Annotated in this window: 15 protein-coding genes and 1 pseudogene; 7 read left to right on the plus strand and 9 right to left on the minus strand. The window is 67.8% G+C overall.

Going from position 1 to position 15,265, the window contains the following annotated elements; translation table 11 throughout:
* Positions 1-4 precede the first annotated feature (4 nt).
* Positions 5-1,081, minus strand: a complete 1,077-nt coding sequence (locus tag F0344_RS01650) for an RICIN domain-containing protein (RefSeq protein ID WP_185297059.1) — start codon at positions 1,079-1,081, stop codon at positions 5-7.
* Between the two features lie 299 nt (positions 1,082-1,380).
* Between F0344_RS01650 and F0344_RS01655 the strand changes: the two genes are divergently transcribed.
* Positions 1,381-2,079: a DUF4328 domain-containing protein gene (locus F0344_RS01655; RefSeq protein ID WP_185297060.1), complete on the plus strand. Its 699-nt coding sequence runs from the start codon at positions 1,381-1,383 to the stop codon at positions 2,077-2,079.
* A 96-nt stretch (positions 2,080-2,175) separates the two neighbouring features.
* On the opposite strand, the gene F0344_RS01660 is transcribed toward F0344_RS01655, so the two are convergent.
* Positions 2,176-3,729 carry a pectate lyase family protein gene (locus F0344_RS01660; RefSeq protein WP_185297061.1) on the minus strand — a complete coding sequence of 518 codons (1,554 nt, stop codon included), beginning with the start codon at positions 3,727-3,729 and terminating at the stop codon, positions 2,176-2,178.
* A gap of 881 nt (positions 3,730-4,610) precedes the next feature.
* On the opposite strand from F0344_RS01660, the gene F0344_RS01665 reads away from it, so the two are divergent.
* Complete coding sequence (locus tag F0344_RS01665) at positions 4,611-4,769, plus strand: GNAT family N-acetyltransferase (protein WP_185297062.1); 159 nt, start codon at positions 4,611-4,613, stop codon at positions 4,767-4,769.
* 305 nt (positions 4,770-5,074) lie between these two features.
* On the opposite strand, the gene F0344_RS01670 is transcribed toward F0344_RS01665, so the two are convergent.
* The 4 genes and pseudogenes from F0344_RS01670 to F0344_RS01685 all read right to left on the minus strand — a co-directional run bounded on the left by F0344_RS01670 (position 5,075) and on the right by F0344_RS01685 (position 9,569).
* On the minus strand, positions 5,075-6,304 hold the full coding sequence (locus tag F0344_RS01670) for a PQQ-binding-like beta-propeller repeat protein (RefSeq protein ID WP_185297063.1): 1,230 nt from the start codon (positions 6,302-6,304) through the stop codon (positions 5,075-5,077).
* 212 nt (positions 6,305-6,516) lie between these two features.
* Positions 6,517-6,848 (minus strand): annotated as a pseudogene (locus F0344_RS01675) (nuclear transport factor 2 family protein); the annotation flags it as partial.
* Between the two features lie 104 nt (positions 6,849-6,952).
* The gene (locus F0344_RS01680) at positions 6,953-7,705 is read right to left on the minus strand and encodes an RNA polymerase sigma factor (RefSeq protein ID WP_185297064.1); all 753 of its coding nucleotides are present in this window, start codon (positions 7,703-7,705) and stop codon (positions 6,953-6,955) included.
* A gap of 703 nt (positions 7,706-8,408) precedes the next feature.
* Entirely contained in the window at positions 8,409-9,569 is a 1,161-nt protein-coding gene (locus F0344_RS01685; protein ID WP_185297065.1) for an RNA-guided endonuclease InsQ/TnpB family protein, read from the minus strand.
* A gap of 26 nt (positions 9,570-9,595) precedes the next feature.
* On the opposite strand from F0344_RS01685, the gene tnpA reads away from it, so the two are divergent.
* Positions 9,596-10,024: an IS200/IS605 family transposase gene (gene tnpA / locus F0344_RS01690; protein ID WP_185297066.1), complete on the plus strand. Its 429-nt coding sequence runs from the start codon at positions 9,596-9,598 to the stop codon at positions 10,022-10,024.
* Positions 10,025-10,124: 100 nt separating this feature from the next.
* On the opposite strand, the gene F0344_RS01695 is transcribed toward tnpA, so the two are convergent.
* Positions 10,125-11,216 (minus strand): IS630 family transposase, encoded by a 1,092-nt coding sequence (locus tag F0344_RS01695; protein WP_185297067.1) that lies wholly within the window; start codon positions 11,214-11,216, stop codon positions 10,125-10,127.
* A 48-nt stretch (positions 11,217-11,264) separates the two neighbouring features.
* On the opposite strand from F0344_RS01695, the gene F0344_RS01700 reads away from it, so the two are divergent.
* Positions 11,265-11,594 carry a hypothetical protein gene (locus F0344_RS01700; RefSeq protein WP_185297068.1) on the plus strand — a complete coding sequence of 110 codons (330 nt, stop codon included), beginning with the start codon at positions 11,265-11,267 and terminating at the stop codon, positions 11,592-11,594.
* A 72-nt stretch (positions 11,595-11,666) separates the two neighbouring features.
* Here the strand turns inward: F0344_RS01700 and F0344_RS01705 are convergent, their stop codons facing one another.
* Positions 11,667-11,999 (minus strand): hypothetical protein, encoded by a 333-nt coding sequence (locus F0344_RS01705; RefSeq protein ID WP_185297069.1) that lies wholly within the window; start codon positions 11,997-11,999, stop codon positions 11,667-11,669.
* Positions 12,000-12,155: 156 nt separating this feature from the next.
* Between F0344_RS01705 and F0344_RS01710 the strand changes: the two genes are divergently transcribed.
* The 3 genes from F0344_RS01710 (at position 12,156) to F0344_RS01720 (ending at position 14,723) form a co-directional block, all read left to right on the plus strand.
* A complete protein-coding gene (locus tag F0344_RS01710) occupies positions 12,156-13,136 on the plus strand; it encodes an IS630 family transposase (RefSeq protein WP_219732099.1) in 981 nt (326 codons plus the stop codon).
* Between the two features lie 92 nt (positions 13,137-13,228).
* Positions 13,229-13,441, plus strand: a complete 213-nt coding sequence (locus F0344_RS01715; protein ID WP_185297070.1) for a hypothetical protein — start codon at positions 13,229-13,231, stop codon at positions 13,439-13,441.
* Positions 13,442-13,628: 187 nt separating this feature from the next.
* Positions 13,629-14,723, plus strand: a complete 1,095-nt coding sequence (locus F0344_RS01720) for an endonuclease/exonuclease/phosphatase family protein (RefSeq protein WP_185297071.1) — start codon at positions 13,629-13,631, stop codon at positions 14,721-14,723.
* A gap of 173 nt (positions 14,724-14,896) precedes the next feature.
* Here the strand turns inward: F0344_RS01720 and F0344_RS01725 are convergent, their stop codons facing one another.
* Positions 14,897-15,253, minus strand: coding sequence for a hypothetical protein (locus F0344_RS01725; RefSeq protein WP_185297072.1), 357 nt, complete (start codon positions 15,251-15,253; stop codon positions 14,897-14,899).
* Between the last annotated feature and the right edge of the window lie 12 nt (positions 15,254-15,265).

Below are 15,265 nucleotides of genomic sequence, written 5' to 3' on the forward strand. Positions count from 1 at the left end.
CCGCTCAGCGGGCGATCGTCCACCGCTGGGCCTCCGACCCGTCACAGGTCCAGACGCCGAGCTTCTTGTAGTCCTCGTCGTAGGTGAGGCAGTCCTGATCACTGATCCTGACCTGGTACGTGTCACCTTCGACGTTGACCACCTCCCACTTCTGCAGTGAACTCCCCTTCCATGTGTTGATGTTCGCGAAGTAGGTGCTCTTGTTCTCCGTGAGGTCGGGCCCGAGTCCGTTGGTGATCCGGTAGCGCCCGCCGTCCGTCTCCGTGAGGGTCCACTGCGAGTCGGCGGCGCCCGGCTTCCCGGCGACGACCGTCGAGCCGGACGAGCCACCGGTCGCGACGGCACCCAGGTTGTTGACGGTCCTGAGGTGCACGGGCACCCCCACCGGCGGACGGCCGGAACCGGTGGGCGCGGTCGCCGCCGTGTCGGTGCGGTAACCGGGGCGGGGCCCTGGGTTGGCGGGTACGGCCGGCGTGGCGGGCGTGTCTCCGGGGAACGGAGTCTCGCCCTTGGGCACGGCGGGGACGGTCGGCACTTCGGTGGGGCGGAAGTTCACGGTGGAACCGTTGCGGTCCCACAGGCCGTAGAAGCCCCAGTTGCCCCAGCCGCCGTCGCCCTCGTTCGTGAAACTGCCGCCGCCCGAGAAGATCCAGATCCGATAGGTCTGATCTTCGCGCGAGGTCTCGTCGTGGTACTCCACGTCCGTCTGGAACGCCACGTCCTGCAGGTTCTGCCGGTAGGGGTTGACGAACCAGGGATCACCGAAGGCGTTCTTGCCCTTGATATCGAAGATCATGATGTTGTAGTAGCCGCCGGTGTGGTTCGTCAGCATGTCGAGGAGCCCCTTGACGAAGCCCTCACGGGCCAGCCTCTTGGTCTGGCCGCTCTGCTGCGCCGCCAGGATGCACCACGTCAGGCTGCCGGTGCCGTACGAACCCGGTGCCACGGCACTGGCGGCGTTGCAGTTTTCCGTGATGGGGTCGTACGAACCGTCCGCCATCGCGGGCTGCGCCGACCCGCCTACCGCCAGCGCGCTCACGCATACGGCAGCCAGAATCGACAGCTTGCTTCTCGAACGCACGGGTTCTCCTTCGAAGGGCACCGACAGGACTACGTACGCCTAGAGCGGCAGAACACCTGGCCCGATACGTCGGTTTCCGGTCAACCTCTTTTCAGCCGTGCGGCTGGGGAGCCGCACCCCCGTGGGCGCCACCGCGACGACCTCCGACGGGCGGCACGCGAAGTGCCGCATGGGCAGGGATGGCCAGGCCCGGATGCAACTCCGGGTGACACACCGCGCTCAAGGTGCAGAGGGAGCGAGGAGCCGGCCGGCCGCCGACCTCCGCAACCGGCCGGTTCCGTGTACGACAGGATGGCCGCATGAACGCCCCCACAGAACCGCCCGCGCTGCGTCCCCTCCAGGGTGTGACCCACACCGCCGCCGCCACCCTCGTCCTCGCCGGAACGGCCTGGACGGCCCTGGCGGTGTGGCACATCCGGCTGGCCGCGGCCGGACAGCCGGCGTCCGGACCGCCGGACCAGGGCGAAGGGCGACACCGCCCGCTGAACTCACTGGAAAACGGGTACCACCTCGTCAGCACCCTCACGGAAGTGGCGACCGCCTTGTGCGCGATCGTCTTCCTGGCCTGGCTGTGGAGCGTCCGCGACAACGCGCGCGCCCTGTCGGGGAAGCGCCCCCGCTACGCCTGGCCGTGGGTGTACGCCGGCTGGGTCATCCCCATCGCCAACCTCTGGATCCCCCGCGGGGTCATCGCGGACATCCACCGGTCGAGCGCCCCCGACACGCGTCTGCCGCGTGCCCTGAACTGGTGGTGGGGTCTCTGGCTGGTCGGCACCCTGACCGGAACGGGCCTGCTGCACGGCGATACGGCGGACAGCGTCATCGAGCGCGCGTACACGAACGTCACACCGCTGCTGTTGGTCGACGCCGCCGTCATCGGTACGGCCGTGGCCGGCACCCTCATGGTCCGCGCCGTGAGCGCCGTACAGCGCAAGCACATGCCGGAGTCCTCACGGCAGGGCGTCGAGGCCGACGCCCCCGGCGAGCGAGTGGCGTAACAGGCCACCCGCCACGCCCTGCTGCGCCCGTTCGCCCCACCGAGAGGGCGCCGGGGCGAACGGGGGCCGTCGTGTCCGACGGCCCCCGAGCCACTGTCAGGCGTAGGTCTCGAACTCGGCGACCTTCGGGGTCCCGGTCGAGCCGGTGATCTGGAACGTGACCTTGGCCAGCGAGGTCCGGGGGAAGCTGATGACGCCTGCCCCGCTGCCGGAGGTCAGGACGGCACCGGTGTCGCCGTTGACGACCTTCCATGATCCGATGCTGCCCGTGGAGCCCGCCGCCTCCCGGATGTTGACCGAGGACACCGCGGTGGAGGAGCCCCACTTGACCGAGACGGAACCGGTCGAGCCGGCCGGCGACCAGTAGGTGTTCATGTCACCGTCCCGCACGTTGCCGTAGCTCGTTCCGTCGGCCTTGCTGGATCCGTCGGAGCCCGCACCGATGCTGAGGTTGGCGCCCGTGGGCGGGGTGGGAGTGGTGGGTCCCGGCGTGGGTGTGGTCGGGGTGGGTGTGGGGTTGGTCGGCGTCGGGGTCGGCGTCTGCGGCGAGCAGCTGCCGTCCGATACCTTCAGCCCCTTGTCGGCCCCTGCCGTCTGGCCCACGACGGCCGGCACGCAGCTCGCGTCGTCGAGGCTGTAGGCGTAGGGGATGGCGACCGTGGTGTTGGACGTCGGGTTGGGTCCGGCCGGGTTGTTCTCGCTGCTGCGGCCGGACCAGGTCACGTTGTCGAAGGTGTTGCCGCTGACCTGCCAGTACCCGGCCGCGGTGGTGTAGAAGGTGCCCAGGACGTCCTTGGAGTCCTTGAAGTAGTTGTTGTCCACCTTGGCACGGGCCCCGGCACGGGAGTTGATGCCGGACTCGTTGAGCTTCACGTAGTAGTTGTTGTACATGTGGGCGATGCCGCCCCGCAGCAGGGGCGCGCGGGAGTCGATGTTCTCGTACAGGTTGTGGTGGTACGTGATGAAGCCGTTCGACAGCTCCGTCTCACTGGACCCGACGAGGCCGCCGCGGCCGGAGTTGCGCAGGGTGCTGTAGGACAGGGTGACGTACTGGGTGTTGTCCTTCATGTCGAAGAGACCGTCGTAGCCCTCCGACTCCCCGCCCGACGCCTCGAGGGTGGTGTGGTCCACCCAGACGTTGCGGACGTTGCTCTCCATGCCGATGGCGTCGCCGCCGTTGGACGTGGGTGAACCGGACTTCTTGACATTCCGGACGGTCACGTTCTGAATGATGATGTTGCTCGACTCGCGGATGTGGATGCCCAGTTGGTCGAAGACCGCTCCGCTGCCGACACCGACGATCGTGACGTTGCTGATCTGCTTGAGCTCGATGACACCGGCGGCGGTGTTACAGCTCGTGCCCGACACCTTGGTGGTGTTGCCGTGGTTGATGGTCCCCTCGACCTGGATGGTGATCGGGGTGCTGCTGCTGGCCCGGCCGCACAGAGCCGCGTGGATCGCGGTCCCCGTGGTGGCCCGCACAGTCTGCCCGCCCGCGCCGCCGGTGGTCCCGCCGTTCCCGGTCGCGTAGCCGGTGGCGCTGCCGGTCGCCGCCGACGCCTCGGGCGTCGAGAGCACCACACCGCCCACGGCCGCTACGGCCAACGTGGCCAGGGCCGCACCGAGTCGGAGTACGAATGGTCGTCTCATCCTGGTCTCCTCATTCTTCTTCGCCTATCGGATACCGCTTATGCCATGTGCATGACAGGCGGCCCCCTGAGGCTGCCGGTCTGTTCACTGAGCAGGTCCTGGTTACCCCCGCAGTCGAGGGCGCTTCGGTGCGGTCGGGTCGAGCTGTCGGACTGCGCCCACCCGCGCCGGACCGATGACGGCTCATGTATCGATTCGCAGCACCATGCGAAGGAAAGCGCTTTCTGGGGCGGAGCATAGGGCCGGTTCCGCCGGGCTGGCAAGGTTCCTGTCGCCTTCCGGATGGACCAACTACGGCCACCCCTGCACCTGTTGTTGTTCAGGATGACGACTGAGAGTCGAAGCTGCACGTCAGAGGCTCGCTGTTCGGTCCGGAAGATTTCAAGTCCAGTCCGCGCCCTGCCCCCGAGGCGCGGGGCTCCACACCGACGAGGGGGAGAACTCCCGGAGCACCGTGAGGCAGGCCGGGATCCACCTTGCAGCAAGCGCTCTCCAACTACTCAGCGGCCGAAACGCCTCCGGACGGTTCCGGCCAGGGCGGCGAGTTCCGGCAGCCGCATGAAGTGGACGATGACCGCGAAGGCACCGAACCCCCGTGCCCGGCCACTCCGCGCGGGTCGTCGGTTGGCCGACGTGGCGGGGCGGTGTCGTCGCGCAGAACGCTGCTCTCCGGCGCCCGGCCGTCGTCCAGGTCGTTCGGCACACTCATTCCTGTTCCACCTGTCAGTCTCTGCTGAGAGAACCCGTCAACCTCCGGCACACTCCCGCACTCCCACGGACAAGATCCGTTCCGGCGTACGAAGTTGGAAGGCTACGGCGTGCCCTGCCGGCCATGTCGATGAGCGGCGGCTTCGTCGTCGGCGCCTGCCGTCCATAACCAGGTGACGGAGCGGCCGATCCACGCCCGGGTCGTGGAGGACAACCCCGGCTCCGTCCGGGTGCTGGAACGCAACGGGTTCGTGCGCATCGGCAGCGAGGACTCGTTCGCTCCCGGCCGCCAGGCAACCGTCACCGAGCTGATTCTCGAGCTGGCCGACTGACAACCAGGCCCGGCGCGCGTCCGCGCAGACCGCGCCGGGACAACGACATCTGCGCGCCGCATGGTTCATCGACCACGCGGCCGCGTCGCTGTGCTTACACAATTCGGCCCGGAACCACCGTGGGACAACCGAGATGACTGCCAGTTCGACGGCGAGACCTGGCTGCGCGACGACGTGCTCGACCTCGCCTCACCCTGCGCCGAACATCCTGACTACAGAGCCTGCCAACCGGACCATCCGTCGGCGCCCCGCACAGACCGTCGCCAGAAAAGCAAGTCGGCATCAGGGATTTGTGGCATTCGCGGTCACACCGCGGGCAAGGCGTACAGCCGCTTCCCGTGCATCGCGGCGAGCCGCTTGCCCGCCGCCACGACGTACCACTGCTGAATGTCACCGGTCCTGTCGTTGTACGTCCAGCGCAGCTTCCCGGTCGCCGAATCGAAGGCGTGCACACCACCTTCGTCGTCGAACTCCGTCGCCCCGTACAGGGTGCCGCCCACCTTCGCGAACTGCCACGCCTGTGCGGCCGACTCCAGCAGGTCCTCGTTGTGCCAGATCTGCTTCCCCGTGGCGGGGTCGACCGCCCACAGACCGCGCACACTGTCGGACGCGTAGAGCACCCCGTCCAGCACCTGCGGATCCTTGAACAGGCTGAACTCCTCTGTCGCGAGGGACCAGCTCTCCTTGCCCGACGCCAGGTCGAACGCCCGCAGTCGCTGTCCGTCCGTGACGATCACCAGATCCTCATGAACCGCGAAGCGACGGTAGTTGGACTTGTCAATCTTCTTCGTCCACACCTGCCGGCCCGTCGCCGTGTCACGTATGGTCAGGTTCTTCCGGTTGTCCGTGTACACGAGGCGTTTGCCGACAGCGGCGGCGGTGATGCCGTACTCCTCGGTCCCCGCGTCGCGCTTCTCGCTCCAGACCACCTTGCCGGAGGCCGTGTCGATCGCCGCGATCACGTTGGTCGGCGTGGAGAAGTCCTTCTCCAGGACTCCGGCGAGTACGTATACGTGGCGGTCGTCGGCCGCGATCGGGCGCGGCTGCTGGTACGACGCGCCCAGGCGACTGCGCCAGGTCTCCTTGCCGGTCGCCGGATCGAGACCCACGACGTCGCCGTCGTACTCGGCACTGGAGAGGTAGAGCGTGCCGCCTCCGATGATGAGCCGGGCACCCGGAGTGGTGATCCCCGCGCGCGACCACTTCTCCTTGCCGCTGACGACGTCCCGTCCCACCAGGGGCTCGCCCGACACCAGGACGATGTCTCCGACCACAGTGAGCGCCTGAATCCCGGCCAGGTTGTCGGTCGTCGTGTCCGCCTGCCACAACGGCTCCGGCGCGGTGCCCGCAGGCGGAGTGGTGAAGGACTCGCCTCCCTTGCCTGCGCCCGGCTTCGCACTGCCGGCCGGTTCCACGGTCGTGTCCTCGGGGCCGCACCCCACGGCCGCGGCCCCTATGACGGCCAGCCCCAGCCCGGTTCCCGCCAGCCTGAGTATCCGCCTGCGCGACACCGATCGACCATGACCTGCACCCATGCCTGTTCCCCTGCTTTCGTCCTGTATCGACATCCCTCGGACGTCTTCAGCGCCGACAGACTAACCGTCGCTTTTCGGCCGGACGCGCGGTGGTACATGATCGGGACAGTGCTGTGAAGTGCTCGTCATTGCGTCACAGAATGACGCCGTGGTCGCCAGGTGGTGCTCACGCACCGCACCGCCCGACGGGACGGCCGGACTCGCCCGCGGAGTCAGACCGTCATCGCTTCGCGGACCTTCGCGGTGTCGACGAACTCCTCGAGGCGGACGATGCGGCCGCCACGGACGACGAAGTGGTGGGCGACGCGTACGTCGAGGTCATTGCCGGTGGCCTTGTTGACAGCGGTGTAGCGGGCCAGCACACGACGTTCTCGCCGCCGCCGACATAGCTGTCGTCATGGGCCGCCCAGCCGTCCCAGTCCTTGCCTGACTACTCAATGACGGCAGAGTCGGCACCGGACGGGTTGCGGTAGGTGCCGGACAGCGGGAAGCCGGCCATCTCGGTCCACTCCACATCGTCGGCCATGGTGGCCCGCAGGGCTTGCGGGATCAACCTCCTCAAGAAGCACCGCGCTGTCGGTGTGCGTCTGCACACTGGCCAAGGCGCACCCGGCGGAGAGTGGGCCTGTCGACACACCCTCCCCTTCGTCATCGGCCGCCGTGCGTACGGATGTCGCCCACGACGCTGCCACCCGGATTGAACGGCTCCCCGTGAGTTGAGGACACTGTCGCTGTGCATGCGACGACTCCGATGAGGGCCGCCGTCATGCCGAACACGACTCGCGTCAGCAGGCGCAGTCGCTCATCGCTTCCCGTGCGCACCGAGTGAACCAGCGGAATCGTGGCGGCCGAACTCTCCAGAGCGAGCACGCTCAGCCGCTGCGCGAGGTCCCCGCGGTCCTCGGCTCGACGAAGCTGCTTCTCCAGGTTCGTCCTCGCATTGCACAGTCTGTTCCTCGCAGCTGGTTCGCTGGCTGCTGTCTCCGCGGCGGCCTGCTCCACACTCAGCCCGAGACCGTCACAGAGCAGGAGCACGCGTCGATGCAACGGCGTCAGGGCGAGCAGCGCCTGATGGACGACGTCGGCCATCGGAGCGCCGGGCCGTCTGGACGCGCGTCGGAACCGGTGCCACGGAGAGAGCGCGTACTCATGTGCCTCCGCCCGCACCCTGATCAGCGGTTCCGGATCCCGGGCGTACTCGGGCCAGTGTTCCCAGGCGTGACGGAAGGCATGCTCGACGGACTCGAAGGCGAGCGTGCGGTGTCCGGTGAGCAGGAATGCCTGGTGAACGAGCCCGTGGGCGGCGTGAGCGTAGAGCGCGTCGAACGCCTCCTCGGGGCGACCGGGGGCGGCGGACCTGGAGATCTCGGCGCGGCGGGCGGCACGGTGCGCAGACTCCACGTGCCCGTGCTGCTCACTCCGGAGCGGAAGCAGCTTGACGTGTACCTCTTGCCGGCTCGCGCGCGCGTTGCGCACCCTGCCGACGCGTATCAGCCACGTGCTGAGGGCGCGGCGGATCAGGCTCCGGCACGAACGGGTCGCAGCCCGGATTCTGGCCGAACTACGACGCACCTCACGAGCGACCAGCGGGATACGGACGTGCCGGCCGGTCCGGGACCGGCCCGTCGAACCGCAACAGCTCTGGGCCTCCTCGCCGGACCGGTGCCGATGTCGCCGGCCCCCGGTCACACACGGGACGGGGTCCTCAGCTGAGAAATCATTCATACGACAAGGCTGGCAAGGAACACGGGCGCCATGGCCGACTTCGCCGATCACGGCCGTGGAAACCCCCGTACGGGTGAATCCTGCGGGATCACCTGTCCGGACCCTTCGGGCGCGAAGCGCACACCGAACGCCCGACCGCAGACGGCTTACGAGCATGCGCGAGATCCGGAACGTCCTCCCGGCCCCTCCTCGGCGCCGTGCTCCGGACGCGACGCGCAACGACTGTCCGATGTCTATGAGGGGCCTCACTGCACAACTCCTGGCCATCGGCCGAGGCGACCGAGCCACTGCCCGCAGTCAACTTGACCCGGCCCTGAAGGGCCGGGCTTGGAGGTAGAGCCCAACTGGCTGCGGGGTTGTCTCCTCCGTCCAGACACCCCTATGGGGTGGCAGGGACGCGTGACTCACGCCCCGCAGTCCACACAGCTTTGCCCTTGCGGTCGATGTTGTGGGACGCATTGTCGTCCGCGTTGACGAGGAACCCGCAGGCCCTGCACGCAAACGTCGCTTGATCGACTCGGTTCTTCCGGTCGGTGTGTCCGCACTGGGAGCATCGCTGGCTGGTGTACGCCGGATCGACGTACACCAGCGGCACCCCGGCCCGGCGTGCCTTGTACTCAAGGAAGGAGCCGAGCTGGTGGAAGCTCCACGAGTGCAGTTGTGCCCGCTGGTCCTCGCGGAGCCGTACCCGCTCGCGGATGCCCGTGAGGTCTTCCAGGGCGATACCGCGTCCGGTGCGTTCAGCGGTGGTGACGATCTTCTTCGAGATGATGTGGTTGATGTTCGCGGCGTGCCGTGCCTCTTTGCGGCTGCGGTGCTTCAACCGGCGCTTGGCTGACTGGGTGCCCTTGGCCTGGAGCTTGCGGCGGAGTTCGATCTGCCGCTTTCGGTGTCGATTGAGGCCGCGCCCGGCGGCTCGGTAGCCGGTGGAGGTGGTGGCAATGTTGACGATGCCCAGGTCCACGCCGATGAACCCGGCCGGGTTCTCATTGACCGAGGCTGCGGGAACCTCGCATACCGCGATCAGGTAGAACACTCCGTCGCGTTCGATCAGATCCGACTCGCCCTTGCGGTACTCGCGGAGCGTCTTGAGCGCATCCGGGGAGCAGGCGAAGCGGACATCCTTCAACCGTCCGACTGCGCTCCAGATCGACACCGTCTGTGCGTCGTACTGCCAGGACAGGCACCGGTCGTCGTACGGGTGCGCCGCATCCGGCCGGAACGCGATGGGCTTCGACTCCGCCTTGACGCGCCGCTTCGACCCTGGCTTGCCCAGGTTCCCGGCCCGGATGTTCGCCTTCAGCGTGGTGTAGGCGTCGCGGACCTTCTTGATCGTGTGCTGGGCGGCCTGCGCCCCGAGACCGGAGGCTTTCAGCTCGGCGTAGGTGTGCTTGCGCAGTTCGTACTCACGCGGTACACCGTGTGCGAACGCCACACCCGATACCCAGGTGGCGCGGTCGTTGACCGTGCGCAGGGTCGCACCGATGGCCGGCGCCTGTACGGCATCCGGCATCAGCTTGACCTGCACGACGATCTTCATGCGGAGCATCGTACTACAATTGACCTATGTCACCACGCTGGGAACCAAACCCCAATATTCACAGGGGTCGAACGGTTGTCCACACTCTCCATGCTCATTTGGTCTTCACACCGAAGTACCGGCGCGGACCCTTCACCGACGAGATCCTTCGCCGCTGCGAGGAGGTCATGCGGTCCGTCTGCGCCGACTTCGAAACGGAGCTGGTCGAGTTCAACGGCGAACGCGACCACGTGCACCTTCTCGTGCACTATCCGCCCAAAGTTTCCATCTCCAAGCTGGTGGGCTCCCTCAAGGGCGTGTCCGCCCGCAGGCTTCGCCAGGAGTACCCGGACCACATCCGCCGCTACCTGTGGGGCGCGCACTTCTGGTCGCCCTCATACTTCGCGGCGAGCTGTGGCGGAACACCGCTGTCCGTCATCAAGGAGTACATCGAGCAGCAGAAGCGTCCGTCGTGACCTGCGGGTCAGAGCAATCTTGAAAAGCGATTCCTCCCGGGCCTGAAGGCCCGGGGTTCCTCGCTAGTGCTGCTCCGCGTTAGTTCGTGGAGGGGTGTTGTCAGGCTGCTTCCTTGAGTGGGGTGCCGTCGTAGGTCCAGCGGAAGGGCTTCGCGGTTTTGTTTCGGTTGATGATGTAGCTGTCCAGTTTGTCGATGAGGTCATCGCGGCCGGCGAAGTCGCCGTGCCGCAGGACGCTGCGGGTCAGGGCGGAGAAGACCAGCTCGACCTGGTTGAGCCACGAGGCGTGGGGCGGGGTGAAGTGCGCTGTCCAGCGTGGATGGGCCTTGAACCATGCCTTGGTGTGCTTGGCGGTGTGCGAAGAACCGTTGTCCAGCACCACGTGGATGTCCGTGCTGTCGGGGATGAGCGCGTTGATCCGGTCGAGGAATTCGGTGAAGGTCGCCGCGTTGTTGCGGGCGATCACCTCGGTGAGGACCTCGCCGGTGCGCACGTCGAGTGCGGCAACCAGGGAGGCGGTGCCGTGGCGGACGTACTCGAACTCCTGGCGGGCTGCCTGGCCTGGGGTGGTGGGGCGGCCGGGATGTTTGCGGGAGCGGGCGGCGATCGCGGTCTTCTCGTCGATCGACAGCAGCACCGCGTCCTGGGGCGGGTTGCGGTAGAGGTCGCAGATGTGCTCGGCGCGTTGCCAGAAGTCGGGGGTGTCGCGGCGGGTGAGCCAGCTGCGGACCTTGTGCGGCTTGAGGTCCAGGTCCGCCAGTATCCGCCCGATGTGGGAGGGCGAGACGGCTGCGAAGACGGTGCTGGCGACCCGCTCGGCGATTGCCCGATGGGTCCAGGTGGCCGCCGGGTGCGGTGGTTCGCTGGTCGCGGCGGCCACGATCGCCACACGTACCCGGTCGTCGTACACCTTGGGCCGGCCCGGGCGCCCGGTGTCCTTCAGGCCGTCCGGCCCGCGCTCGGCGAAGCGGCCGCGCCACTTGCGCACCGTGTTGATGGCGACGTTTAGCTCGCGTGCTATCTCCGCGTTGGTCTGGCCGCCGGCGGCCGCGAGCACGATCCTGGCCCGCAGAACGTCGCGGACCTGGGCTTTCGCTGATGCCGTCAACTGCTCCAGGGCCTTGTGCGTGGTCTCGTCCAAGGTGACGGCCACCGCCGCGACCGCTCCGCCCGGATGCCTGCGTACGTTCATGATCGATGATCATGGCGGCTAGCCTGCGGACCGGGCAGGATGGGGTCCGTGCCGAAGAACCCACCCGACTCGATGCAGCACCACCTGCGCGTTCGTCTGAACGCCCGAGCCAAGGACCGCTGGCCGCAACTGGCCCGCGTCGAGGTCCGCTTCCGCACCGGATTCGCTTACGTGAGCGGCGAGTTGGAGGACGGCGAGCAGATCCCCCTGTGTCGCCTGCGCTTCACCGGAGTCCTGCACACCTGGGGCTTCGCCCTCTACCTGGCCAGCCGCAACACCTACCAGGACAACATCCTGCCCACCGGCCTGCCCTTCGGCAGCCCCGAGGACTGCCTGGACTGCGCCTGCTACCTCTACCTCGGCGACCAGCCAGCCTGATCAACACCCCTCCACGAACTAACGCGGAGTAGCACTAGTGCTGCTCCGCGTAAGTTCGTGGAGGGGGGCTACTCAGGGCGTCGGGTCTCCGAGGTAGAGGCCGCACGCGCAGTCGAGCGCCTCTTCGGGTGAGCCGAAGGGCAGCCCGGTGGGCAGGAGGTTGTCCTCGTACTTGTCTCGGCTGGCGAGGTAAAGCGCGAAGCCCCAGGTGTGCAGGACGCCGGTGAAGCGCAGGCGACACAGAGGAAGTGCTTCTGCCTCGTCGGGCAACTCGCCTGCCACGTAGGCGAATCCGGCTCGGAAGCGAACCTGGACGCGGGTGAGCTGGGGCCAGCGCTCCTTGGCGCGGGCGTTCAGCCGGTGGCTCAGGTGGTGCTGCATCGATTCGGGCGGGTTCTTCGGCACGGGGTCCATCCTGCAGGGTTCCACCCCGACACGCCATGATCATCTCTTTGGTCGGGCGGACGGGCGGGGTGCCGGGGCGTGGATGCGGTGGTGGTGGAGTTGGACGAGGTGGTGCGTGAGCGCCTGATAAGGGTAGCTGCCTCGGTAAAAGCGCAGGTGAGAGAAGTTCTCCGGGCGCGGATCGTGCTGGCTGCCGCCGAGGGCTTGAGTAATGGCGCCATCGCGCTGGAGCTGGCGGTCACCGTGAACACGGTCCGCAAGTGGCGTGGCCGGTTCGCGCTCCAGGGGCCGGGCGGGCTCAAGGACGCCGGCCGCTCGGGACGTCCCAAGATTTACGGCCCCGATGTGCGGGTGGCGATCGTGGCGGTGGCCACCAGCGCACCCCCGCACCCGGAGGCGACCTGGTCGCACCGCACGATCGCCGCCCGGGTCGCCGGCACCGTCTTCGCCGCCATCTCAGCCTCCCAAGTCGGCCGGATCCTGGCGGACTTGGACCTTAAGCCGCACCGGGTCCGCGGCTGGCTCACCCGCCGCGACACCCCCGACTTCTGGGACCGCGTCGCGGACGTGTGCGACCTTTACCGCAACCCGCCCCAGGGCGCGGTGGTGCTCTCTATCGACGAGAAGACCGCGATCGCCGCCCGCTCCCGGCGACACTCCCGCCGCCCCGCCCGCCCCGGCGAGCCCGCCCGCGAGGAGTTCGAGTACCGCCGCCACGGCACCGCATCCCTGGTCGCCGCCCTGGACGTACGCACCGGCGAGGTCCTCACCGAGGTCATCGCCCGCAACGACGCGGCGACCTTCACCGCGTTCCTCGACCAGCTCGACGCGGCCATCGCCCCAGGTCAGAACATTCACGTTGTCCTGGACAACGGCTCCTCCCACACCGCCAAACACACCAAGAAGTGGCTGGCAGCGCACCCCCGCTGGACCGTGCACTGGACCCCGCCGCACGCCTCCTGGTTGAACCAAATCGAGCTGTACTTCTCTGCCATGACCCGCCGAGTCCTGCGCCACGGCGACTTCTCCAGCCGCGACGACCTCATCGACAAACTGGAGACCTACGTCATCGGCCGCAACGAAACCGCGAAGCCATACAGGTGGACCTACGACGGCACCCCGCTCAAGGCCGCCTGATCAGCCCCAACACCCCTCCACGAACTTACGCGGAGCAGCACTAGATCCCGCTGAAGTGGCCCACCCGGGGAGCCGAACTGCGCCGATACGCCGTGCGCGGTGAACGCCACACCGACGAAGGTGACGTCCTCACCGACGCCACAGACTGGATGAACAGTATCTACGGCAGCGCCCGTAACGCTCTTGTCCTCGTCCGGCCGGACGGACGGACCGACGGACCGACGGACGGATACATCGGGAGCACCCTCACGCCCGACTGGGCGACCGCCTTCACCACTGCGGCCCAGGCCTTGACGCCGGGATGACCCGATGCCGCCCCTCACCCCGGGGCAGAGGGCAGAGGGCAGAGGGCAGCCAAGATCTTGTTGAGTACGCAACGTCCGGATGTTGCCCCCGGGTTCATGCCTCATACATGTGAGGGTTGAACACTCTGTCCCACCCGTGTCGAACTGTGCTCGGGCCCTGGATGCAGGCGATTACTGGAGGTCATGGATGGTCAAGCGTCGTGAGCTGCTCGGGATGGTCGGCGCGACCGTCGGAGCCGTAGTGCTGGGAGCGGGGGCGGCCGAGGCCACACCGCAGGACGCACGGAGCGGCCGTCGTCCCTCGCATCGAACGCTCAAGGTCATGCAGTTCAACATCTGGCTCGGCGGGAGCCGGGTGCCGGGCGGCCGGGCGGGAATCGCCGACACCATCGCCGCGGTCGAGCCCGACGTGGTGATGCTCAGTGAGTCGACCCCCGAGCGGGTGGCCAACCTCCTGGCCGACCTCACCGCGCGCGGGCTGACGTATTTCGACAACGAGAACCCGACCGATCCAGGGGTGATCTCGCGCTACCCGATCATCGAGCACGCGTCCTTCCCCTCCTGGTCGAAGGCGGTCGTCTCGGTCGACGGCACCGAAGTCGCGGCATACTCCGGACACTTGGAGTACCGCTACTACGTCAACTACCTGCCGCGCGGCTACGGCGGCGGCACACCGGCCCCCTTGGAGACGTCCCAGTACGGCTGGGGCGAGATACCGACCGGCCCGATCACCGATGTCGGCCTGATCACACGGCTCAACGAGGCATCCGGACGTACGAAGGTGACGAGGACGGTGCTCGCCGACGCTGCCGGGGAGCGCGCCAAGGGACGGCTCACGCTGCTGGCGGGCGACTTCAACGAGCCCTCGCACCGCGACTGGACCCACCGGACCCGGAACATGTTCGACCACAACGGAACCGTCGTCGAGTGGTCGACGACCAAGGCGATCGAGGACGCCGGTTTCCGCGACAGTTACCGCGTGATCCACCCGGACCCTGTGCGGGAACCGGGCTTCACCTGGCCGAGCGACAACCCGGGCGCCGACGTCGGAGAACTCACCTGGGCACCGAAGGCCGACGAGCGCGACCGGATCGACTTCGTCTTCTACCACCCCGACCGCCGGATCCGGCTGCTCGACAGCGTGATCGTCGGACCGTCCACCACCATCGTGCGCAACGAGCGAGTGGAGGAGTCGGGCAGGGACACGTTCTGGGAGCCCACGTGGACCTGGCCGACCGACCACAAGGCCGTACTCAGCACCTTCCGGGTGAAAACCCGCTGAGCAGGTCCGTGTCCCGGTAGGCATCATCTGCTGTCGGCTGCCGCGATCGGCCTCGTCCAGGCCGATCGCGGACTGAACGCCGCACCGGCTCTGCGCCCGGTTCGTAGCGGACCAGGAGCCGCCCGGGACGGGTCCACCTGGTGGCGTCGTTTGGGCGACGTCGGTGCTTGCGGCTATCCCTCGCGGGGGTCCTGCTCGGCGTCGCGGCGCGGGACCCCCGCAGAGTCCAGGGCCTTACGGGCGGCGAGGTAGCCCGCGAGTCTGAAGGCCAGTTCGTGGGAGCCGAACGTGTCAGCGCGGGCGCGCCGCAACACCACCCGGGTGGCGGTCACGATGCCGTGCTCGGGCAAGCTCAACTGCTCTTCGATCCCTGCGGCGGCCGCCGCGAAGAAGCGCGGCAGGTCCTCCACAGGTTCGTACGCGACCGTCAGTCCCCGAGCTACCTCGAAGGTGAAGCCCTCGGCTGCGGGCTCGAAGTCCACCGCGATCTCCGCGAAATGCGGCGCGCAGTTCTGCTTGCGATGCAGCACGCACACTCCACG

Origin of the sequence: Streptomyces finlayi, assembly GCF_014216315.1 — a bacterium.
GTDB classification, from domain to species: domain Bacteria; phylum Actinomycetota; class Actinomycetes; order Streptomycetales; family Streptomycetaceae; genus Streptomyces; species Streptomyces finlayi_A.

Bases quoted from the DNA above. Each gene is read 5' to 3' on its own strand.
- F0344_RS01655 (WP_185297060.1), top strand. From the start codon at position 1,381: ATGAACGCCCCCACAGAACCGCCCGCGCTGCGTCCCCTCCAGGGTGTG.
- F0344_RS01660 (WP_185297061.1), bottom strand. From the start codon at position 3,729: ATGAGACGACCATTCGTACTCCGACTCGGTGCGGCCCTGGCCACGTTG.
- F0344_RS01670 (WP_185297063.1), bottom strand. From the start codon at position 6,304: ATGGGTGCAGGTCATGGTCGATCGGTGTCGCGCAGGCGGATACTCAGG.
- F0344_RS01685 (WP_185297065.1), bottom strand. From the start codon at position 9,569: ATGAAGATCGTCGTGCAGGTCAAGCTGATGCCGGATGCCGTACAGGCG.
- tnpA (WP_185297066.1), top strand. From the start codon at position 9,596: ATGTCACCACGCTGGGAACCAAACCCCAATATTCACAGGGGTCGAACG.
- F0344_RS01695 (WP_185297067.1), bottom strand. From the start codon at position 11,216: ATGAACGTACGCAGGCATCCGGGCGGAGCGGTCGCGGCGGTGGCCGTC.
- F0344_RS01720 (WP_185297071.1), top strand. From the start codon at position 13,629: ATGGTCAAGCGTCGTGAGCTGCTCGGGATGGTCGGCGCGACCGTCGGA.